Origin of the sequence: Pseudomonas sp. JV241A (assembly GCF_900275665.1) — a bacterium.
GTDB lineage: Bacteria > Pseudomonadota > Gammaproteobacteria > Pseudomonadales > Pseudomonadaceae > Aquipseudomonas > Aquipseudomonas wadenswilerensis.
In genome coordinates this window covers 1-21,538 of the sequence record NZ_OPYO01000025.1, presented here as the reverse complement: position 1 = coordinate 21,538, position 21,538 = coordinate 1, and the positions used below count along the sequence as shown (strand labels likewise).

Below are 21,538 nucleotides of genomic sequence, written 5' to 3'. Positions count from 1 at the left end.
GGAAATCACCTTATCTCTAAGAGGGAAGTGGAGCACTCCAGATCCGGAGGCTTCCTACGACGTGCGACAAACTATTCGTAATGATAATTATTGTCAAATGCGAAAGTTAATAAGTCTCTATGCTTTTTGGTTCTAAGCTTGCGCTTTGTGACCGGCTTCAAATTCCACCTTTTTTCTCCCTGCCTGGCGCTGGCCACGGGCCTTAATTATTTCTCCGGCCCATCCGTTCCTCTCTGTACATCCTCGGCTCTGGCAAGACGCACCTCGGTGCCTGGAAGCCCGCCCTGCGCGCCACCCGAGACCTGATTTTACGTACAGACTCTGGCAGGAACCCCCATGATGGACGCCTTCGAACTCCCGGTTACGCTGGTCCAGGCATTGGCCCAACGCGCGGCGCTTACCCCCGACCGCGTTGCCTTGCGCTTTCTGGCCGAGGATCCGTGCGATGAAGCCGTGCTGTCCTATCGCGAGCTCGACCAGCGGGCGCGGACCATCGCCGCCGCCTTGCAGGCGCGCACCGAAGTGGGGGATCGGGCGATCCTGTTGTTTCCCAGTGGCCCGGATTACGTCGCGGCGTTCTTCGGCTGCCTCTACGCCGGCGTCATCGCGGTGCCGGCTTATCCGCCAGAATCATCGCGGCGTCATCATCAGGAGCGTTTGCTGTCGATCATCGGCGATGCCGAACCGCGCCTGCTACTGACCATCAGTGCCTTGCACGACAACCTGCAGGCCCTCGAGGTGCTGGCAGAGCCAAGCGCGCCACAGCTGCTGGCGGTCGATACCCTGGCTCAGGAGCAGGCCGGCAGTTGGCAGGCGCCGACCCTGCAGGCCGACGACATTGCATTTTTGCAGTACACCTCCGGCTCCACAGCCTTGCCCAAGGGCGTGCAGGTCAGCCATGGCAACCTGGTGGCCAACGAAGTGCTGATCCGCCAGGGTTTCGGCATCGATGTAAACCCGGATGACGTGATCGTCAGCTGGCTGCCGCTGTACCACGACATGGGCCTGATCGGCGGCTTGCTGCAACCGATCTTCAGTGGCGTGCCCTGTGTGTTGATGGCCCCGGCGTACTTCCTCGCCCGGCCGCAGCGCTGGCTGCAAGCGATCAGCGATCACGGCGGCACCATCAGCGGAGGACCGGACTTCGCCTATCGGCTGTGCAGCGAGCGGGTCAGTGCCGCGGCAATGGCCAGCCTTGACCTGAGCAAATGGCGCGTGGCCTATTCCGGTTCCGAGCCGATCCGCCAGGACAGCCTGCAGGCCTTCGCCGACAAGTTCGCTGCCTGTGGCTTTGTGCCTGAGAGTTTCTTTGCCAGTTACGGGCTGGCCGAGGCCACGTTGTTCGTCAGCGGCAGCACCCGAGGCCAGGGGATTGGCGCGCTTGAGCTGGATGCCCTGGCGCTGGCGCGCAACAACACAGAAGCGGGCAGGGGCACGGTGCAGATGAGTTGCGGGCGTAGCCAGCCCGGGCATGCCGTGCAGATTGTCGAGCCGCACAACCTGACGCTGCTGGCCGACAACCGGGTCGGCGAAATCTGGGCCAGTGGCCCGAGCATCGCCAAAGGCTACTGGCGCAACCCCGAAGCCACGGCCCGCACCTTCGTCGAGCAGGGCGGGCGCACCTGGCTGCGTACCGGCGACCTGGGTTTTTTGCGTGACGGCGAGCTGTTCGTTACCGGCCGCCTCAAGGACTTGCTGATCGTGCATGGGCACAACCTCTACCCACAGGATCTGGAAAAGACCCTGGAGCGTGAAGTCGACGTTCTGCGTAAAGGCCGGGTGGCGGTGTTCGCGGTCGATGACCGGGGCGAGGAGGGCATCGGCGTTGCCGTCGAGATCAGCCGCAACGTGCAGAAAGTCATCACGCCTGCGAGCCTGATCAAGACCCTGCGCCAGGTGATCGCCGATGCCTGCCAGCAGGCGCCGGCGGTGGTGCTGCTGCTCAACCCCGGCGCGTTGCCGAAGACCTCCAGCGGCAAGCTGCAACGCGCCGCCTGCCGGTTGCGCATGGACGACGGCAGCCTCGATTGCTACGCGCGCTACCCTGATCAGCAAGCAGCGGCCGTAGCCGATCAAACCGCGTCGGCGACCGGCATGCAGGCCCGGATCGGTCGTCTGTGGCGTGAGCAGTTGGGCGTGGAGCAGGTGGCCGCGGACGATCACTTCTTCCTGCTCGGTGGCAACTCGATTGCCGCCACCCAGGTCTGCGCGCGCTTGAGTGACGAGCTGGATCTTGAGGTGGGCGTACGGGTGCTGTTCGAGGCACCGACCCTGGCCGACTTCAGTGCCGCGGTGACGGCGTTGCAGAGCGATGGCGGTGTCGCCCGTGGCGCCATCAGCCGCCTCGGCCGCGCGCAGGCCTTGCCGCAGTCGCTGGCACAGAATCGCCTGTGGCTGACCTGGCAGCTTGAGCCGCACAGTGCGGCGTACAACATTCCCGGCGCGCTGCGCCTGCGTGGCGAGCTGGACGAAGCGGCATTGCAAGCCAGCTTCCAGGCCCTGGTCGAGCGTCACCAATCCCTGCGTACGGTGTTTGCCGAGCAGGATGGCCAGGCCTTGCAACGCGTCCTGCCGAGCCTGGCGTTGACCTTGCAGCGCCTGGATCTGTCTGCTGCCCGTGCGCAAGAAGTACTGGCGCAGCGCGAAGCCGAAGCGGTGCAGCCTTTCGACCTGCAGCAGGGCCCGCTGCTGCGCGTGACCCTGGTGCGCCTGGACAGCGAAGAGCATCAGCTGTGGGTGACGTTGCACCACATCATCGCCGACGGCTGGTCGATGAACATTCTCATCGACGAGTTTTCGCGCCTGTATGCGGCCCGCTGCCAAGGCCAGGACGCCAAGCTGCCGGCCTTGGGGCTGGACTACGCCGACTACGGCAGTTGGCAGCGCCAGTGGCTGGCCCAGGGCGAAAGCGCCCGGCAACTGGCGTACTGGAAGGATCGGCTGGGTGAGCAGCAGGCGGTGCTCGATCTTGCCACCGATTACCCGCGTTCAAACCGCCACAGCAACGCCGCCGCCCGCTTGAGCGTGCGCCTGCAGCCCACCCTGGCGGAAGCTTTGCGCAGTATCGCCCGCGCCCATGACGCCACGCTGTTCATGGTCTTGCTGGCCGGTTTCCAGAGCCTGTTGCATCGCTACAGCGGGCAGACCGACATCCGCGTCGGCGTGCCCAACGCCAACCGTCCGCGCCTGGAAACCCAGTGCCTGGTGGGCTTTTTCATCAACACCCAGGTACTGCGTGCGCAGCTCGATGGGCGCTTGCCGTTCAACCAGTTGCTGGCCCAGGTGCGCCAAGCCACGCTGGAGGCCCAAGCCCACCAGGACCTGCCGTTCGAACAACTGCTCGAAGCCTTCCCCGAAGCTCGCGAGCAGGGCCTGTTCCAGGTCATGTTCAACCACCAGCAACGCGACCTCAGCGCCCTGCGTCGCCTCCCGGGGCTGCTTGCCGAAGAACTGCCGTGGCACAGCCGCGAAGCCAAGTTCGATCTGCAGTTGCACAGTGAAGAAGACCATCAGGGCCGCCTGATCCTGTCGTTCGACTACGCCGTGGAGCTGTTCGATGCGGCGACCGTCGCACGAATCAGCGCACAGCTGGTCGGTTTGCTGGAACAAGTCTGCGCTCAACCGCAGGTCGCCATCGGCGCTGTGCAACTGCTTGACGCCGATGGCCGCGGGCAATTGCTCGCATGGGGGCAGGCGCCGACGGTACCGGCGCAACAGTGGGTGGTCGACCAGCTCAACGAGCAAGCACGCCTGGCTCCAGAGCGCACTGCCCTGGTATGGCAGGGCGGCAGCCTCGATTACGCCAGCCTGCATCAACAGGCCAACCGCCTGGCCCATTACCTGCGCGACAAGGGCGTCGGTCCGGATGTTTGCGTGGCCATCGCCGCCGAACGTTCGCCGCAACTGCTGGTCGGCCTGCTGGCCATTCTCAAGGCCGGTGGTGCCTATGTGCCGCTGGACGTCGATTACCCGGCCGAGCGCCTGGCCTACATGCTCGCCGACAGCGGTGCTAGCCTGCTGCTCAGCCACAGCGATGTGCTCGAACGCCTGAGCCTGCCGACGGATGTCAGCGCCATCGCGATGGACCGCCTCAAGCTCGACAGCTGGCCAAGCCAGCCGCCGGGCCTGCACCTGCACGGCGACAACCTCGCCTATGTGATCTACACCTCCGGCTCCACCGGGCAGCCCAAAGGCGTTGGCAACACGCATGCGGCACTGGCCGAGCGTCTGCAATGGATGCAGGACCGCTATGAGCTCAATGACAGCGACGTGCTGATGCAAAAGGCGCCGATCAGCTTCGACGTGTCGGTGTGGGAATGCTTCTGGCCGCTGGTCAACGGCTGCCAACTGGTGCTGGCCGGCCCCGGCGAGCACCGCGACCCGCAACGCATCGCCAAACTGGTCCGCGAACATCGCGTAACCACCCTGCATTTCGTCCCGGCCTTGCTTCAGGTGTTTGTCCAGGAACCGCTGGCCGCGCAGTGCAGCAGCCTGCGCCGGTTGTTCTCCGGTGGCGAAGCCTTGTCGGCGAACCTGCGCGAGCGGGTGCTGCAGGTATTGCCGCAGGTGGCCTTGCATAACCGCTACGGCCCGACCGAAACCGCCATCAACGTCACCCACTGGCAGTGCAGCGATGCCGACGGTGCGCGCTCGCCGATCGGCCGGCCGCTGGCCAACGTGTTGTGCCGGGTGCTGGATGATGAGCTCGAACTGACGTCGCCCGGCGTAGCGGGTGAGCTGTATCTGGGCGGTGCCGGCCTGGCTCGGGGGTACCTGGGGCGTGCGGGGCTCACCGCCGAACGTTTCGTGCCGCAGCCCGATGGCGACGGCCAGCGTCTGTACCGCAGTGGCGACCGGGCGCGCTGGCTGGCTGATCTGGGTGCGCTGGAGTACCTCGGGCGGCTCGATCAGCAGGTCAAGCTGCGGGGGTTCCGGGTCGAGCCGGAAGAGGTCGAGGCCTGCCTGCTGGCGCAGGCGGGTGTCGAGCAGGCGCTGGTGATGATTCGCGACACCGCCGCCGGCCCGCAACTGGTCGGTTACTACAGTGGTATCGACGCGAGCGCGCAGTGGCTGGCGGCACTGGCAGAGCAACTGCCCGCCTACATGGTGCCGGCGCAGTTGGTTCACCTGGCGCAAATGCCGCTGGGCCCGAGCGGCAAGATCGAGCGCAAGGCCTTGCCCGAGCCGCAATGGCAATCGCGTGAACACATCGACCCGGGCACCACCCTGCAACAGCAGATCGCCGCGATCTGGCGCGAGGTGCTGGGTATCCAGCGGGTCGGCTTGCAAGATGACTTCTTCGCCCTTGGCGGCCACTCGTTGCTGGCCACCCAGATCATTTCCCGCACCCGCCAGGCTTGCAACGTCGAGTTGCCGCTGCGCACCCTGTTCGAAGCCAGCGAACTGGGCGCCTTTGCCTCTGCGGTCGAGGCGATCCAGCACAGTGGCGCGCACAACCTGCAGGGCGAGATCCAGCGCATCGACCGTCGTCAGGCCGTGCCGCTGTCCTACTCCCAGCAACGCATGTGGTTCCTCTGGCAGATGGAACCGGACAGCCCGGCCTATAACGTCGGCGGCATGGCCCGCCTGAGCGGGGTGCTGGATGTCAGCCGCTTCGAACAAGCGCTGCAGGCGCTGATCGTGCGGCACGAGACGCTGCGCACTACCTTCCCGAGCATCGACGGCGTGCCCTATCAGTGCGTGGCCGAAGACAGCAACCTGCAGATGAGCTGGCTGGATTTCTCCAGTGCCGCAGCGCAGGTACGCGAGCAACGCCTGCAGGCCTTCGCCGACGAGCAGGCGCACCAGCCGTTTGACCTGGAGCGCGGGCCGCTGCTGCGCGCCTGTCTGGTCAAGGCCGGCGAGCGTGAGCATTACTTCGTCCTGACCCTGCACCACATCGTGACCGAAGGCTGGGCCATGGACATCTTCGCCCGCGAGCTGGGCGAGCTCTACGAGGCTTTTGTCGACGAGCGCGAATCGCCGCTGCAACCCTTGCCGGTGCAGTACCTGGACTACAGCGTGTGGCAGCGCCAGTGGCTGGAAAGCGGCGAGCGCCAGCGCCAGCTGGACTACTGGCAAGCCAAACTGGGCGATGAGCATCCGGTACTCGAACTGCCGGCCGACCGTCCGCGTCCGGCGGTGCAAAGTCACCGTGGCGAGCTCTATCGCTTCGACCTGAGCCCGGAGCTGGCAGCGCGAGTACGTGCTTTTAATGCCGAGCGCGGCCTGACCCTGTTCATGACCATGACCGCAACCCTGGCCGTGCTGCTCTACCGCTACAGCGGCCAGACTGACTTGCGCATCGGCGCGCCGGTGGCCAACCGCATCCGTCCGGAAAGCGAAGGCCTGATCGGTGCCTTCCTCAACACCCAGGTGCTGCGTTGCCAGCTTGATGGGCAGATGCGTATCGGCGAGTTGATCGAGCAGGTGCGCCAGACCGTGATCGACGGCCAGTCCCATCAGGACCTGCCCTTCGATCAGCTGGTCGAGGCCTTGCAGCCACCACGCAGCAGCGCCTACAACCCGCTGTTCCAGGTGATGTGCAACGTCCAGCGCTGGGAGTTCCAGCAAAGCCGTGAGCTGGCCGGCATGCAGGTCGAGTATCTGGTAAACGATGCCCGCGCTACCAAGTTCGACCTTAACCTGGAAGTCACCGACCTCGACCGCCGCCTGGGTTGCTGCCTGACCTACAGCCGCGACCTGTTCGATGCGCCGCGTATCGCGCAAATGGCTGCCCACTGGCAGAACCTGTTGGTGGCAGTGCTGGGTGATCCCGAGCAACGCCTGGGCGAATTGCCGTTGCTGGCGGCGGTCGAGCAAAAGGCTTTGTGCGATTCGCTCAAGGGAGACAACACCCTGGCGCTGGATCACAACATTCATCAGCTGTTCAGCGAGCAAGCCGCGCATCAGCCTGATGCCCCGGCCCTGACGTTCGCCGGGCAGCACCTGAGCTACGCCGAGCTTGACGCCCGCGCCAACCAGTTGGCCCGTGTGCTGCGTGAGCATGGCGTCGGCCCGCAGGTGCGCGTCGGCCTGGCCCTGGAGCGCTCGCTGGAGCTGGTAGTTGGCCTGCTGGCGATCCTCAAGGCCGGTGGCGCCTATGTGCCACTGGATCCGGAATACCCGCTGGAACGCCTGCACTACATGATTGAAGACAGCGGCATCGAACTGCTGCTGGGCCAGCGTGCGCTGTTTGAGGCCCTCGGCGAGTTGCCCGCCAAGGTCGGTCGCTGGTGCCTGGATGAGGACCGTGACGGCCTCGCGGCTTACAGCCGCGAAGCCTTGCCGTCGCTGACCTTGCCGGGCCATCAGGCCTACCTGATCTACACCTCCGGTTCCACCGGCAAGCCCAAGGGGGTGGTGGTCAGCCATGGCGAAATCGCCATGCACTGCCAGGCGGTGATCGAGCGCTTCGGCATGCGCAGCGATGACTGCGAGCTGCACTTCTATTCAATCAACTTCGACGCGGCCACCGAGCGCCTGCTGGTGCCGTTGCTTTGCGGTGCGCGGGTGGTCCTGCGTGGGCAAGGGCAGTGGGGCGCGGAAGAAATCTGCACGCTGATCCGCGAACAGCAGGTATCGATACTCGGCTTTACCCCAAGCTACGGCAGCCAGCTCGCCCAGTGGTTGGCCAGCCACAACGCAAGCCTGCCGGTGCGCCTGGTCATCACTGGCGGTGAGGCACTGACCGGCGAGCACCTGCAGCGCATTCGCCAGGCGTTCACGCCGCAGCAGTTCTTCAACGCCTATGGCCCGACCGAAACCGTGGTCATGCCCCTGGCGTGCCTGGCTCCCGAGCAACTTGAAGCCGGCGCCGGCAGCGTGCCGATCGGCCGCGTGGTCGGTGCCCGCACGGCGTACATCCTCGATGCCGACCTGGCCCTGGTGCCGCAAGGTGGCATTGGCGAGCTGTATGTCGGTGGCGCCGGCCTGGCCCAGGGTTACCACGAGCGCCCCGGTTTGAGCGCCGAGCGCTTTGTCGCCGACCCGTTCAGCGACAACGGCGGGCGCCTGTACCGTACCGGCGACCTGGTGCGCCAGCGCGCTGACGGTCTGGTGGAGTATGTCGGTCGAATCGACCATCAGGTGAAGATTCGCGGCTTCCGTATCGAGCTGGGCGAAATCGAAACCCGCCTGCTCGAACACCCCGCGGTGCGCGAGGCCGTGGTCCTGGCCCTGGACATGCCCGGTGGCAAGCAGCTGGCCGGTTATCTGGTCTGCGATCAGGCGCGGGCGGACGCCGCCGGGCAGGTTGCCCTGCGTGAAGCGCTGAAGGCGCAACTGCGCCTGCACCTGCCGGACTATATGGTGCCGACCCACCTGGTGCTGCTTGAGCAAATGCCGCTCACCGGCAATGGCAAGCTCGACCGCCGCGCCTTGCCGGCGCCGGACCTGGAGCAGGGCCGCCAGCACTATGAAGCGCCGCGCAGCGAGCTGGAGCAGCAGTTGGCGACGATCTGGCGCGAGGTACTGAACGTGCAACAGGTCGGTTTGCAGGACAACTTCTTCGAACTGGGCGGCGACTCGATCCTGTCGATCCAGGTGGTCAGCCGTGGGCGTCAGGCCGGGCTGCATTTCACCCCGCGCGACCTGTTCCAGCATCAGACCATCCAGACCCTGGCCACGGTGGTCAGCCGCAGTGAAACCACTCAGGTCGATCAGGGCCCGCTGAGCGGACGCGCAGCGTTGACGCCGATCCAGCACTGGTTCTTCGACAGCGACGTGCCGCAACCCCAGCACTGGAACCAGGCGGTATTGCTGGTGCCGGTCGAACGCTTGAATGGCAAGACCCTGGAGCAGGCGTTGCAGCAGTTGCTGCAGCACCATGATGCCTTGCGCTTGCGCTTCACCCAGGCAAACGCTCAATGGCAGGGCGAGTACGTCCAGGCCGACCATCGCGAGTTGCTCTGGCAGGCTTCGGTAGCCGATCTGGGCGCCTGCCAGGCGCTGTACAGCGATGTGCAGCGCAGCCTCGACCTGGCACAGGGGCCGCTGCTGCGCGCCTTGCTGGTCGAAGACGGCGAGGGTCGCCAACGCCTGTTGCTGGCCATCCACCACCTGGTGGTCGATGGCGTGTCCTGGCGCGTGTTGCTGGAAGATCTGCAAGCGCTGTACCGCGGTCAGCCGCTGGCGGCCAAGACCCGCGCCATGAGCGATTGGGCGGCACGCCTGGTGGCTTATGCCGGCAGTGACTCGTTGCGTGACGAGCAAACCTGGTGGCAGGCACAGTTGGGCACCGCCAGCCGCGAACTGCCCTGCGATCATCCGCAAGGGGCCAACCTGCACCGGCAGGCGCAAACCCTCAGCGTGCGCCTGGATGCGACCCGCACCCGGCAACTGCTGCAGGAGGCGCCCGCTGCCTATCACACCCAGGTCAACGACTTGCTGCTGACCGCCCTGGCCCGCGTACTGTGCCGCTGGAGCGGTGACAGCACGGTGCTGGTGCAACTGGAAGGCCACGGCCGCGAGAGCCTGTTCGAGGACATGGACCTGACCCGTAGCGTCGGCTGGTTCACCAGCGCCTACCCGTTGAGCCTGAGCCCACTGAACGTCGAAGAAGCCGCGGGGCAGGGCGCTTCGATCAAGGCCATCAAGGAACAACTGCGTAATGTGCCGCACAAGGGTCTGGGCTACGGCGTGCTGCGCTACCTGGCCGATGCGCCGGTGCGCGAAGCCATGGCGGCGCTGCCCCAGGCGCGTATTACCTTCAACTACCTGGGCCAGTTCGACCAGCAGTTCCAGGCCGATGCGCTGTACCAGCCGGTGGATGAAAGCGCCGGGCTCGCCCACGACCTGGCGGCGCCGCTGCCCAACTGGCTGAGCGTCGATGGCCAGGTGTATGGCGGTGAACTGCAACTGCGCTGGACCTTCAGCCGTGAGCGCTATGACCCGCAGACCATCGAAACACTGATCGAGGCCTACCGGCTCGAGCTGATCACCCTGATCGAGCATTGCCTGACCCCGGGCACCGGCAGCTTCACGCCCTCGGACTTCCCCCTGGCGCAGCTGAACCAGGAGCAGATCGATGCCTTGCCGGTCGCCGCTGCACAGATCGAGGACGTCTACCCGCTGACGCCGATGCAGGAGGGACTGCTGCTGCATACCCTGCTGGAGCCGGGCACCGGCATCTACTACATGCAGGACCGCTACCGGATCAACAGTGCCCTCGACCCGCAGCGTTTCGCTGAGGCTTGGCAAGCGGTGGTCGGCCGTCATGAAGCCTTGCGCGCCTCGTTCTGCTGGAACGCCGGCGAGGCCATGCTGCAGATCATTCACAAACCGGGCGCGACGCCGGTCGACTATCAGGACTGGTCAGCCATCCCTGAAACTGAACAGGAAGCGCGCCTGCAAGCGCTGCACAAGCAAGAGCGCGAAGCCGGTTTCGACTTGCTCCGGCAGGCGCCGTTCCACCTGCGCCTGGTGCGGGTGGGCGAGGACCGCTACTGGTTCATGATGAGCAACCACCACATCCTTATCGATGCCTGGTGCCGTTCGCTGCTGATGAATGACTTCTTCGAGATCTACCTGGCCATGGGTGAGGGCCGTCAGGCGCAGTTGCCGGTGCCGCCGCGCTACCGCGACTACATCAGCTGGCTGCAGCATCAGGACCTGGACGAGGCGCGCCAGTGGTGGCGCACTAACCTCGAAGGCTTTGAGCGCAGTACCGCAGTGCCCAGCGACCGGCCATTGTTGCGTGACCACGCGGTAGAGAATGCCGGGATGCTGGTCGGCGATTGCTACACCCGCCTCGATGCCGCCGATGGCGCCCGCCTGCGTGAGCTGGCCCAGGCCCATCAGTTGACCATCAATACCTTTGCGCAAGCCGCCTGGGCCCTGGTGCTGAGCCGCTACAGCGGCGAGCGCGACGTGGTCTTCGGCGTTACGGTGGCCGGTCGCCCGGTGAGCATGCCGCAGATGCAGCGCACCGTCGGGCTGTTCATCAACAGTATTGCCCTGCGGGTGAAACTGCCCACAGCGGGCGAGCGCTGCAGCGTGCGCCAGTGGCTGCAGGGCCTGCTCGAGCGCAACATGGAGCTGCGCGAGTACGAATACCTGCCGCTGGTGAGCATCCAGGAGTGCAGCGAGCTGCCCAAGGGCCAGCCGCTGTTCGACAGTCTGTTCGTGTTCGAGAACGCGCCGGTGGAAGTTGCCGTGCTGGATCGTGCACAGAGCCTGAACGCCAGCTCCGATTCCGGGCGCACCCATACCAACTTCCCGTTGACCGCCGTCTGCTATCCGGGCGATGACCTGGGGCTGCACCTGTCCTTCGACCAGCGTTACTTCGATACCGCCACGGTCGAGCGCTTGCTGGCCGAGTTCAAGCGTTTGTTGCTGGCGCTGGCCGAGGGCTTCCAGGGGGATGTCAGCGAGCTGCCGTTGCTCGGTGAAACCGAGCGGCACTTTTTGCTCGACGACTGCAACCGCAGCGAGCAGGCCTACAGTCTTGAGCAAAGTTACGCCGAACTGTTCGAAGCACGGGTTGCCGCGCACCCGCAGCGGGTGGTTGCGCGGTGCCTGGAGCAAACGCTGAGCTATGCCGAGCTCAACCGCCAGGCCAACCGCCTGGGCCATGCGCTGATCGCCGCCGGGGTGGCGATCGATCAGCCGGTGGCATTGCTGGCCGAACGCGACTTGCCGTTGCTGGGCATGATCGTCGGCTGCTTCAAGGCGGGGGCTGGTTACCTGCCGCTTGACCCGGGCCTGCCGGTTACGCGCCTGCAACGTATCGTCGAACTGAGCCGCACGCCGGTGCTGGTGTGCAGTGCAGCCTGTGCCGAACAGGGGCGTGCCTTGCTCGACGAACTGAGCTGTGCCGGGCGCCCGAAACTGCTGGTCTGGGAGCAGATCCAGGGGGCAGTCGGGCCGGACGGCAACCCGGGCATCTATAGTGCGCCGGACAACCTCGCCTACGTGATCTACACCTCAGGCTCCACCGGGCTGCCCAAAGGGGTGATGGTCGAGCAGCGCGGCATGCTCAACAACCAGTTGAGCAAGGTGCCCTACCTGCAATTGGACGAGCAGGACGTGATTGCCCAGACCGCCTCGCAGAGCTTCGATATCTCGGTCTGGCAGTTCCTCGCCGCACCGCTGTTCGGTGCTCAGGTGGCCATCGTGCCGAATGCCATCGCCCACGACCCGCAAGGCCTGCTGGAGCACGTGCAGGCTACCGGCATCACCGTGCTGGAGAGCGTGCCTTCGTTGATCCAGGGCATGCTCGTCAACGAGCATCAACAGCTCGATGACCTGCGCTGGATGCTGCCGACCGGTGAGGCGATGCCGCCGGAGCTGGCCTCGCAATGGCTGCAGCGTTATCCGCACATTGGTCTGGTCAATGCCTATGGCCCGGCCGAATGCTCGGATGACGTGGCGTTCTTCCGCGTCGATGCCGCCTCGACCCGGGGCAGCTACCTGCCGATCGGCACGCCGACCGACAACAACCGCCTGTACCTGCTTGGCGACGATCAGCAACTGGTGCCGCTGGGTGCCGTAGGTGAGCTGTGCGTTGCCGGTACCGGCGTCGGCCGTGGCTATGTCGGTGACCCGGTGCGTACTGCGCAAGCCTTTATCCCGCATCCGTTCGGTGCGCCTGGCGAACGTTTGTATCGCACTGGCGACCTGGCGCGTCGACGTACCGACGGTGTGCTCGAGTACGTCGGGCGTATCGACCATCAGGTGAAGATCCGCGGCTACCGCATCGAGCTGGGCGAGATCGAAGCGCGCCTGCATGAGCAAAGCGAGATTCGCGATGCGGCGGTGGGCGTGCAGGATGGGGTCAATGGCAAGCATCTGGTCGGCTATCTGGTGGCCAGCACTGCGGGTGCCGATACCAGCGTGTTGCTGGAGCAGGTCAAGCAGCGCCTGCGTGCCGAGTTGCCGGAGTATATGGTGCCTCTGCACTGGGGCTGGCTCCAGCAACTGCCGCTCAATGCCAACGGCAAGCTCGACCGCAAGGCCTTGCCGGCCATCGACATCGGCGCCCAGCACAGCCAGGCCTACCTGGCGCCGCGCAGCGAGCTGGAAACGACTCTGGCCAGCATCTGGGCCGAAGTACTCAAGGCTGAACGGGTCGGGGTGCGCGACAACTTCTTCGAGTTGGGCGGGCATTCGCTGCTGGCTACCCAGATCGCCTCACGGGTGCAGAAGGTGCTGCAACTGAACGTGCCGCTGCGGGCGATGTTCGAGTGCAGCACCGTCGAGGAACTGGCGACCTACGTCGAAGGCCTGAAGGCCAGTGAGCTGAGCGACGACAAGGTCGACCGTCTCAGTGACCTGATGGCCGAGCTGGAAGCACTGTAGGGCTTCAGGCCGGGGTAGGGCTGCTGCGCAGCAGGTCGTGCTTGAGCAAGGCGACCGAAGCCGCCAGCAGCACGGCGTCCTTGATCAGGAAGGACGTCGCTCCACCCATGGCCGGGAACCCGCCGGCGCTGTTCTCCCAGCCGCCAGGAGTGGTAAGGATCAGGGTCAGGGTTGTCAGGTAGGTGACCACCGAACCGAGCGCCCCGATCACTGCCACCCGCGGTTGCCAGATACCGGCCAGCAACGCCGCGCCAATCGCCCATTCCGCTACCCCCAGCGCATAGCTGGCACCTTGGATGCCAAAGGCCAGGTGCAGCCAGGACAACAGCGGGCTGTTATCGATCAGCGGGATCAACGCCTGGGCTTCGTAGTCGAACCACTTGGCATAGCCAAAACCGAAGAAGATCAGGATCAGGCTCCAGCGCAGCAGCTGGATATCCAGGGAGGAGCGGGTGAAACGGTCGAGGCAGGCAGGGCGGGTCATGGCAAGGTCCTGTGGTTGGATGAGGCAGGTATCCTGCAGACGCCTTGACCGCCCTGTTGTTACATCAGCCGGTCGCTCACCGCTTGCCGAGAATCTTGCCAAGCAGCTCCGGTCGCGGTGCGCCCTGCTGGGTTTGCAGCTGTTGCTGGTCGTCCAGGTAGAAAATTGCCGGCGTCGCTGACAGGCCGAGTTCTTCCATCACCGCCAGGTTGGCGTCGAGCTTGCTCTGTACGGCTTCGGGAATCTTGTCCAGGGCCTTGAGGGTGCTGGCCTTGCCGGCCTTCTCATGTTGCGCGAGGGCCTTGGCCGGGTCCTTGCTGGCCAGCAAGGTGGCTGATTTACCCGGGCTGTCCTCGCGAATGATGCCGACCATGATATGCCGCAATTGCACCTTGCCCGACTCGACCCAGGGCCGCGCCTGTTGCCAGAACATATTGCAGTATGGGCAGTTGGGGTCGCTAAACAAGTAGACGATACGCGGCGCGTCGGCCTTGCCGTCGGCGATCCAGGCGGTGTTCTCCATCTTCGCCCAGACTTCCTTGGCCATCGGTGCATACACCAGTTTTTCCAGCGGCGCCTGGCTCAGGTCCTTGCCCTGCTCATCGAACAGGCTGCCCACCAGCACGTGTTTGCCATCGGCAGTCAGGTACAGCGCCAGGCCGCGGTTCTGGTACTCGGCAGCATAGCCGCGCAGGCCATCGGGAGCGTTGAAGCTGCCTTTGATTTTCGCGCCTTTGGCCTCCAGTTGCTGGATGGCTTTGGGCAAGTCTTCAGCCAGCACCAGCTGGCTGGTCATCAAGCCCAGGGCCAGTGTGAGGGGCAGTTTCAGCAGAGATCGCATGCGACGTTCCTTGTGGGGGATGGGGCGGCAGGCGCGGGCGCGCGCTCGAAGGATTGCAGGGCATGGCTGAGGCTGGCCCGCGACAGCTCGCCGAGGTGGCTGCCGACCAGGCGGCCCTCGGCGTTGTAGAACAGGGTGGTGGGCAGGGCCATGGAGCCGACCTTCTGCGCCAGTTGGCCGCCGCTGTCGAATAGCACGTGGGAGAGGTTCAGGCCGGTGGTGGCAAGGAAGGTGACCACGGTTTGCGGCGCTTCGCCCTGGTTGACGAACAGGAAGGTGATGTCCGGGTAGTCGCCCTGGGCCTGTTGCAACACCGGCATCTCGCGCCGGCACGGCGGGCACCAGGTGGCCCAGAGGTTGATCACCAGTGGCTTGCCGCGGTATTCGGCAAGCTCAACGGCTTGGCCATTGGCCTTGCGCAGGCTCATCTCGGGCAGTTGCGTGCCTTGATCATAAAGATGGCTGGCCAGGCTGCCGAGCAACCAGAACAGACCACCACTGAGCAGGCCCCAACCCAGCGGCCGACGCAGGGCGGGGCGGCGGTAACCCTGCCACAGGGCACCGAGGGCCACGGCAACAAGCGCTGGCCAGAGCAGGAAACCGCCGTCACGCAGGTCGATGATCTGCAGCAGGTCGTCGCGGTACATCGACCAGTAGCTGATGACGAAGCCCAGGCGGGCGCTGAGCAGACCCAGCAGGAACAGGCCGAACAGTACCGACTCCGGGTTGTCGCCGCCATGCTTGGCGACGCGCCAGCCAACCAGGCTGGCCAGGGCCAGGGCGCAGATCAGCAGCAGGTGGTTCAGGGCCATGGTCAGCGGCCCGAGAGAAACTGTCAGCATCAGCCTTGGCTCCGGGTAGTGACCCAGTGTTGGAGGAAGTTCGCCGCATCGATTTCACCGGTGATGCGTCGGGCCCGGCGTTCGCTGCCCTCTGGGCCGATCCAGATCAGGCTGGGAGGGCCGGGGACCTGATAGCGCTGCAGCAACTCGCGGCTGGACGCTGCATCGGCAGTTACATCCAGGCGCAGCAAGCGTACGCCGTTCAGCGCCGCCAGCACATCGGCGCGGGCGAATACCTGTTTTTCCATGACCTTGCACGACACGCACCAGTCAGCATAGTAGTCGAGCATCACCCACTGGCCCTGGGCCTTGGCCGCCGCCAGCTCGCGCTGCAGTTCGGCCGGCTGGCTGACGGTGGTGAAGGCATCACGGTGAGCGCCAGGGGCTGTCGGGGCGGTGCTGGCGGTGAACGGTTGCAGCGGTTGCCAGGGGTCATTGCCACCGGCGGCAGCGCCGACGATCAACAGGCTGCCCCAAAAACCCAGCAGCAGCGACAGCGCGCGCAGCGGGCGCAGTGCCTGCATGGCCGGCCAGGCGGCCCAGGCCAGGGCGATCAGCCAGGCCCCGGCAAGGCCCAGCCATAGCGACGCTTCCAGTACCGCGCGCAAGGTATACAGGGCCATGGCCAGGAAGACAAAGCCGAACAGGCCCTTGACCCGGTTCATCCAGGCGCCCGGGCGGGGCAGGTAGCGGTTGCCGAGGGTGACCAGCAACAGCAGCGGCAGGCCCATGCCCACGCCCAGGGTGAACAGCACCAGGCCGCCGTGCACGGCGTTGCCGCTCTGGGCGATGTACAGCAGGGCGCCGGCCAGCGGTGCGGTCATGCACGGGCCCATCAACAGGCCCGACAAAGCTCCGAGCAAGGCGGCGCCATACAGGTTGCCGCCACGGGTGCCGTGCCCTGCACGCTCCAGGCGGTCACGAATCCACACCGGTAGCTGCAGCTCGAAAGCACCGAACATCGGCAGGGCCAGCAGCACGAACAGCCCGGCCAGGGTGCCCAGCAGCCAGGGTTGCTGCAACCAGGCCTGGAAGCTGGCGCCCAGCAGTGCGGCGACCACGCCCAGGGCGGCATATACCAGGGCCATGCTCAGCACATAGACACTGGCCAGCAACCAGCCACGGCGGGCACTGGCACCGCTGCCCAGTACCAGCCCGGCGAGAATCGGCAGCATTGGCAAGGAGCACGGGGTGAAGGCCAGCAGCAGGCCCAGGCCGAGAAAGGCCAGCAGGTTCCAGGCCAGGCTGGACTGCTGCAGGCCACCGGCCAGGGCCTGATCGCTGGCCTGGGGGGTGACAGTTGCGCCGCCCAGGCTGACCAGGCTGGTTTGTGGCGGGTAGCACAGCCCGGCATCGGCGCAGCCCTGCCAGCCCATGCGCAGCTCACCGTTGGCGCTGGCGGGCAGGATCAGTTCCAGTTCGCCACGGTATACCTGGGTTTCACCAAAATATTCATCGCTGTGGGGCAGGGCGGCGGGCAGCTGGGGCTGCTGCTCCGGCGCCAGGCCGTCGAATTTCAGGCGTTTCTGGTACAGGTAGTAGCCATCGGTGATTTGCCAGTGCAGGCGCATCTGCCCCGACTCCAGGCGTTCGCTGCTGAACACGAAGGCCTTGTTGACTGGCAGGAAATCGCTCTGGGCAAAGGGGTTGGCCTGGCTCAGGCCGCTTAGCAGGAACATCAGGGCAAACAGAAAAACGCGCATGTCGAAGCCTTGGCAATGCGATGAAGCGCTAACTCTGGCCCAGCCCGATTAACCGAAAGTTAACCCGGCAACCAACGGCTGTCGCCCGGGCCGCGACGGCTGCGCCTGGGCGCGGCATAATCCTGGGTTAATCCGCCTGGGCTTGAATAAGGCCTTTACTGACCGAGACCCCACCATGCACGTACTGCTCTGCGAGGATGATGACCTGATCGCCAGCGGCATCAGTGCCGGCCTGACCGCCCAGGGCATGACCGTCGACCGGGTGGCCAGTGCCGGCGCGGCCCAGGCCATGCTCCAGGCCGCGGCGTTCGACGTCATGGTGCTCGACCTGGGGCTGCCCGACGAAGATGGTCTCAAGCTGTTGCAGCGCCTGCGGCAGCAGGGCGAGTCGTTGCCGGTGCTGATCCTCACCGCCCGTGATGCGGTCACCGACCGCGTCGATGGCCTGCAGGCCGGCGGCGACGACTACCTGCTCAAACCCTTCGACCTGCGCGAACTGGCTGCACGCCTGCACACCTTGCTGCGCCGCGCTGCCGGGCGAGCGGTGAACATCATTGAGCACGGCCCGCTCAGCTATGACCCCAGCAGCCGCGAAACCTGCCTGGGTGGCCAGCCGGTCGACCTGTCGCGTCGCGAACAGGCGCTGTTGCAGGCACTGTTGCACAACCGTGGCCGGGTGCTTTCCAGCGAGCAGCTCAAGGACAGCGTTTACGGTTTTGGCGATGAGGTCGAGAGCAATGCCCTGAACGTGCATATCCATCACCTGCGGCGCAAGCTGGGCAACGGTATCGTCGAGACGGTGCGTGGCCTGGGTTATCGCCTGGGGCCGGCGCAGTTGCCGGAGGAGCCGCAACCATGACCCTGCGTTTGCGCCTGACCCTGATCCTGGGTACCGCCTTCATCGTCATCTGGGTGCTGGCCGCGGCCTGGATGCTGCGCGACCTGCGCATGCAGATGATGTTTTCCCTCGACCAGCGCCTGGTGGCCTCGGCGCGCATGGTCGCCGGCCTGGTCGACCAGTTGCCGCAGCCGTTGTCGAGCAAGGGCGAGGGTACGCGCCTGAGCGCTGATCAACTGAGCGTCGATGGCATGGCCTGCCAGGTCAGTTCGCTGCGTGGCGAAATCCTCGCCCGCAGCCACAACAACGAGCAGCCCCTTGATGATCAGCGCAGCGGTTTCCACGACCAGACCATTGATGGCGCGCGCTGGCGCAGCTTTACCTATGCCCACGGCGATGTACGCATTACCACCGCTGACCGGCACCAGGAGCGCGAGGCACTGAACCGCTCGATTCTGCTAGCGGCTTCGGCGCCGGTGCTGATGGCATTGCTAGGCAGTCTCGGTTTGCTGTGGATGGGGGTTGGCAAGGGCCTGGCCCCGCTCAATCGCATGCGCGATGCCTTGCGCCGGCGCAGCCCGGACTCCCTCGAGCCGCTGCAGGTGCGCGGCCTGCCCAGCGAGTTGCAGCCGTTGCTGGAAACCCAGAACCAGCTGTTTTTGCGCATCGGCCAGACCATCGAGCGCGAACGCCGGCTGACCGACGATGCGGCCCATGAATTGCGCAGCCCGCTGACGGCAATCAAGACTCACCTGCAGGTGGCGCGAATGACCGACGGCGAAGTGCGCGAGCAGGCCCTTGAACATGCCGAGCAGGGCGCTGATCGCCTGCACCGGACCCTTGAGCAACTGTTGTTGCTGGCACGGGTGGAGGGTCGCCTGTCGTTTGAAGACGGACTGCAATGCAATGCCGAGCAGATTGCTCGCCAGGCGATTCAGGACACCGGCGTCGACAACGCCCGGCGTATTGATCTGCAGCTGGCGCCGGGCGCGGCCCAGGTCTACCTCGGGATGCCTACCCCGCTGGCGGTGACGGCATTGCGCAACCTGCTCGACAACGCCCTGCGTCATACCCGCGGAAGCGAACCCGTGGAGCTGGCGGTGCAGATGGACCAGGACCGGGTGGCATTCCTCGTGCGCGATCATGGCCCCGGCATTCCCGAGCAAGACATAGAACACCTGACCGAGCGTTTCTGGCGCCACAGCCAGAGTGGCGGTTGCGGGCTGGGCCTGGCCATCGTCCAGGCGATTGTCCAGCGTTGTGCCGGTAGCTTGCGCTTCGACAGCCGCAGCGACGGCTTGAGGGTGCTGCTGCATATTCCGCTGCGAACGAACCCGGCCTGACTGGCCTGGGCAGCAGGACGCTGACAAAAATCCTCACAGGCGAGGGGCGAGCGGCTAAATCCTTGCTGCGCTGAAGCGTTTTTCAAGCGACAACAACCCGCACACCTCTGGCAACAGGCGCGTGACGGGCACATCCGCTTGCTTGCGAGGGTTTCCCCAGATGTCAGTCGCTACCAGCCTTGCCCAGGCGCTGCCGGTATCTTCAGCCGCAGACGCTCCTGAAACACTTTACGCGTTCGATGAGTCGCCGTTGCTCGCGCGGCAAAAACTGCAGGAATCCAATGCCCGCAGCTACCCGCGGCGAATCCCGCTGGCGCTCAAGCGCGCCCGTGGCATTTATGTCGAGGACGTCGAAGGGCGTCAGTTCATCGACTGCCTGGCCGGTGCCGGTACCCTGGCGCTGGGTCACAACCACCCGGTGGTGATCGAGGCGATTCAGCAGGTGCTGGCCGATGAGCTGCCGCTGCACACCCTGGACCTGACCACGCCGGTCAAGGACCAGTTCGTCCAGGACCTGTTCAGCCTGCTGCCGGAGCAACTGCGCAGCGAAGCGAAGATCCAGTTCTGCGGTCCGACCGGCACCGATGCAGTGGAAGCGGCGCTGAAACTGGTGCGCACCGCCACTGGACGCAACACCGTACTGTCGTTCCAGGGCGGCTACCACGGTATGTCCCAAGGCGCCCTGAGCCTGATGGGCAGCCTGGGGCCGAAGAAGCCGCTGGCTGCCTTGCTCGCCAATGGCGTGCAGTTTCTGCCTTACCCCTATGACTACCGCTGCCCCTTCGGGCTGGGCGGCGAGGAGGGTGTGAAGGTCAACCTGCACTACCTGGAAAACCTGCTGAGCGATCCAGAAAGCGGCGTGCAACTGCCGGCGGCGGTGATTGTCGAAGTGGTCCAGGGCGAAGGCGGGGTGATTCCGGCGGACATCGAATGGCTACGCGGTGTGCGGCGCATCACTGAAAAAGCCGGTGTAGCGCTGATCGTCGACGAAATCCAGAGTGGCTTTGCCCGTACTGGCAAGATGTTCGCTTTCGAGCACGCTGGCATCACTCCGGATGTGGTGGTGCTGTCCAAAGCCATCGGCGGCAGCCTGCCGCTGGCGGTGGTGGTCTATCGCCAGTGGCTCGACACCTGGCAGCCTGGCGCCCACGCCGGCACCTTCCGCGGTAACCAGATGGCCATGGCTGCGGGTTCGGCGGTGATCAATTACCTCAAGCGACATGACCTGTGCGCTCACGCCCAGGCCATGGGCGAGCGCCTGGTGGCCCACTTGCGCCGCTTGCAGGAGGTTTTTCCGCAGTTGGGTGATATCCGCGGGCGCGGTCTGATGCTGGGGGTCGAGCTGGTCGATCCAAAAGGGCAGGTCGATGCCCAAGGGCATCCAGCCGTCTGCCCGCGTCTGGCCCCCCTGGTGCAGCGCGAATGCCTCAAGCGCGGCCTGATTCTGGAGCTGGGCGGTCGTCAGGGCGCGGTGGTGCGCTTTCTGCCACCGTTGATTATCACTGCCGAGCAGGTTGATGAGGTGGCGGCGCGTTTTGCTCGTGCTGTCGCTGCGGCGGTGGCCAGCCTGTAAACGGCCCAGGCATGTAAAAGCCCGGGGCAGTGCACCGGGCTTTTTTATGGTTCTTCACGCTATCCTGGGGACTATGATTCTTGGGTTGGGTTGGGGCGGGATGTTGAGGCTTCTAGCTTATCCATTCATTGTGGCGCCGCTGCTGGCCCCTTCCGCCTTTACGGCGGGTCCCTTTTGTCTTGGCAAAAGGAACCAAAACCGCTCGCTCCAGCATACGGCCCTACGCTGCGCTCCGGGTTCCTTCGCTACGGTGCCTTCCAGGGGCATCGCGGCCTACGACTTGCTACGCCAAGTCTACGTCTCGCGTCTTCGGCCTGGGCCGAAGGGTGCTACGCACCAGCCCCCTCCAGACACCTACGCTCAGCCTCCTGAAGTCGCGAAGTTACGGGGCGCCTGCACTGGCGTATCTGCGAAAGCAGATGTTGGCGAAGCCATGCTGACGCAGGAGCGGGACAAGCCCGCTGGTAAAACGAGTACCAACTTGCTTGGTCTTGATCTTGATGTTCATGCACGTACTTCCAGGCGCCGCGAAAGACGACTTCAGGAGGCCGAGCGAAGGTGCCGTAGCGAGGGGACCCGAAGCGCAGCGTAGGGCCGTATGCAGGAGCAAGCGGT

At 65.2% G+C, this 21,538-nt stretch carries 9 protein-coding genes; 4 read left to right on the top strand and 5 right to left on the bottom strand.

Annotated elements, in window-relative coordinates; translation table 11 throughout:
• Nucleotides 1–336 precede the first annotated feature (336 nt).
• Nucleotides 337–13,299, top strand: coding sequence for a non-ribosomal peptide synthetase (locus tag JV241A_RS16145; RefSeq protein WP_134063503.1), 12,963 nt, complete (start codon nt 337–339; stop codon nt 13,297–13,299).
• 4 nt (nt 13,300–13,303) lie between these two features.
• Here JV241A_RS16145 and JV241A_RS16140 read toward each other — a convergent pair whose 3' ends face one another.
• The 4 genes from JV241A_RS16140 to dsbD form a co-directional block, all read right to left on the bottom strand.
• The gene (locus JV241A_RS16140) at nt 13,304–13,783 is read right to left on the bottom strand and encodes a DUF417 family protein (protein ID WP_134063501.1); all 480 of its coding nucleotides are present in this window, start codon (nt 13,781–13,783) and stop codon (nt 13,304–13,306) included.
• 76 nt (nt 13,784–13,859) lie between these two features.
• Complete coding sequence (dsbG, locus tag JV241A_RS16135) at nt 13,860–14,624, bottom strand: thiol:disulfide interchange protein DsbG (RefSeq protein ID WP_115087965.1); 765 nt, start codon at nt 14,622–14,624, stop codon at nt 13,860–13,862.
• Complete coding sequence (locus tag JV241A_RS16130) at nt 14,609–15,466, bottom strand: TlpA disulfide reductase family protein (RefSeq protein WP_115087964.1); 858 nt, start codon at nt 15,464–15,466, stop codon at nt 14,609–14,611. Before JV241A_RS16130 ends, dsbG begins: the two co-directional genes overlap by 16 nt.
• Nucleotides 15,466–17,169 carry a protein-disulfide reductase DsbD gene (gene dsbD, locus JV241A_RS16125; protein WP_134063499.1) on the bottom strand — a complete coding sequence of 568 codons (1,704 nt, stop codon included), beginning with the start codon at nt 17,167–17,169 and terminating at the stop codon, nt 15,466–15,468. The genes JV241A_RS16130 and dsbD overlap by 1 nt, the downstream gene beginning before the upstream one ends.
• A gap of 175 nt (nt 17,170–17,344) precedes the next feature.
• Here dsbD and JV241A_RS16120 point away from each other — a divergent pair, with 175 nt between their 5' ends.
• The 3 genes from JV241A_RS16120 to JV241A_RS16110 all read left to right on the top strand — a co-directional run bounded on the left by JV241A_RS16120 (nt 17,345) and on the right by JV241A_RS16110 (nt 20,923).
• Nucleotides 17,345–18,028 carry a response regulator transcription factor gene (locus JV241A_RS16120; RefSeq protein WP_134063497.1) on the top strand — a complete coding sequence of 228 codons (684 nt, stop codon included), beginning with the start codon at nt 17,345–17,347 and terminating at the stop codon, nt 18,026–18,028.
• Nucleotides 18,025–19,350 carry an ATP-binding protein gene (locus tag JV241A_RS16115; RefSeq protein ID WP_134063495.1) on the top strand — a complete coding sequence of 442 codons (1,326 nt, stop codon included), beginning with the start codon at nt 18,025–18,027 and terminating at the stop codon, nt 19,348–19,350. Before JV241A_RS16120 ends, JV241A_RS16115 begins: the two co-directional genes overlap by 4 nt.
• Nucleotides 19,351–19,510: 160 nt before the next feature.
• The gene (locus JV241A_RS16110) at nt 19,511–20,923 is read left to right on the top strand and encodes an aspartate aminotransferase family protein (RefSeq protein ID WP_115087960.1); all 1,413 of its coding nucleotides are present in this window, start codon (nt 19,511–19,513) and stop codon (nt 20,921–20,923) included.
• Between the two features lie 382 nt (nt 20,924–21,305).
• Here JV241A_RS16110 and JV241A_RS27825 read toward each other — a convergent pair whose 3' ends face one another.
• Complete coding sequence (locus tag JV241A_RS27825) at nt 21,306–21,431, bottom strand: hypothetical protein (protein ID WP_275670888.1); 126 nt, start codon at nt 21,429–21,431, stop codon at nt 21,306–21,308.
• Nucleotides 21,432–21,538: the final 107 nt, after the last annotated feature.

Excerpts from the sequence above, each read along its gene's own strand:
- dsbD (WP_134063499.1), bottom strand. The coding sequence starts at position 17,169 with ATGCGCGTTTTTCTGTTTGCCCTGATGTTCCTGCTAAGCGGCCTGAGC.
- JV241A_RS16145 (WP_134063503.1), top strand. The coding sequence starts at position 337 with ATGATGGACGCCTTCGAACTCCCGGTTACGCTGGTCCAGGCATTGGCC.
- JV241A_RS16140 (WP_134063501.1), bottom strand. The coding sequence starts at position 13,783 with ATGACCCGCCCTGCCTGCCTCGACCGTTTCACCCGCTCCTCCCTGGAT.
- JV241A_RS16120 (WP_134063497.1), top strand. The coding sequence starts at position 17,345 with ATGCACGTACTGCTCTGCGAGGATGATGACCTGATCGCCAGCGGCATC.
- JV241A_RS16130 (WP_115087964.1), bottom strand. The coding sequence starts at position 15,466 with ATGCTGACAGTTTCTCTCGGGCCGCTGACCATGGCCCTGAACCACCTG.
- JV241A_RS16115 (WP_134063495.1), top strand. The coding sequence starts at position 18,025 with ATGACCCTGCGTTTGCGCCTGACCCTGATCCTGGGTACCGCCTTCATC.
- JV241A_RS16110 (WP_115087960.1), top strand. The coding sequence starts at position 19,511 with ATGTCAGTCGCTACCAGCCTTGCCCAGGCGCTGCCGGTATCTTCAGCC.
- JV241A_RS27825 (WP_275670888.1), bottom strand. The coding sequence starts at position 21,431 with ATGAACATCAAGATCAAGACCAAGCAAGTTGGTACTCGTTTTACCAGC.
- dsbG (WP_115087965.1), bottom strand. The coding sequence starts at position 14,624 with ATGCGATCTCTGCTGAAACTGCCCCTCACACTGGCCCTGGGCTTGATG.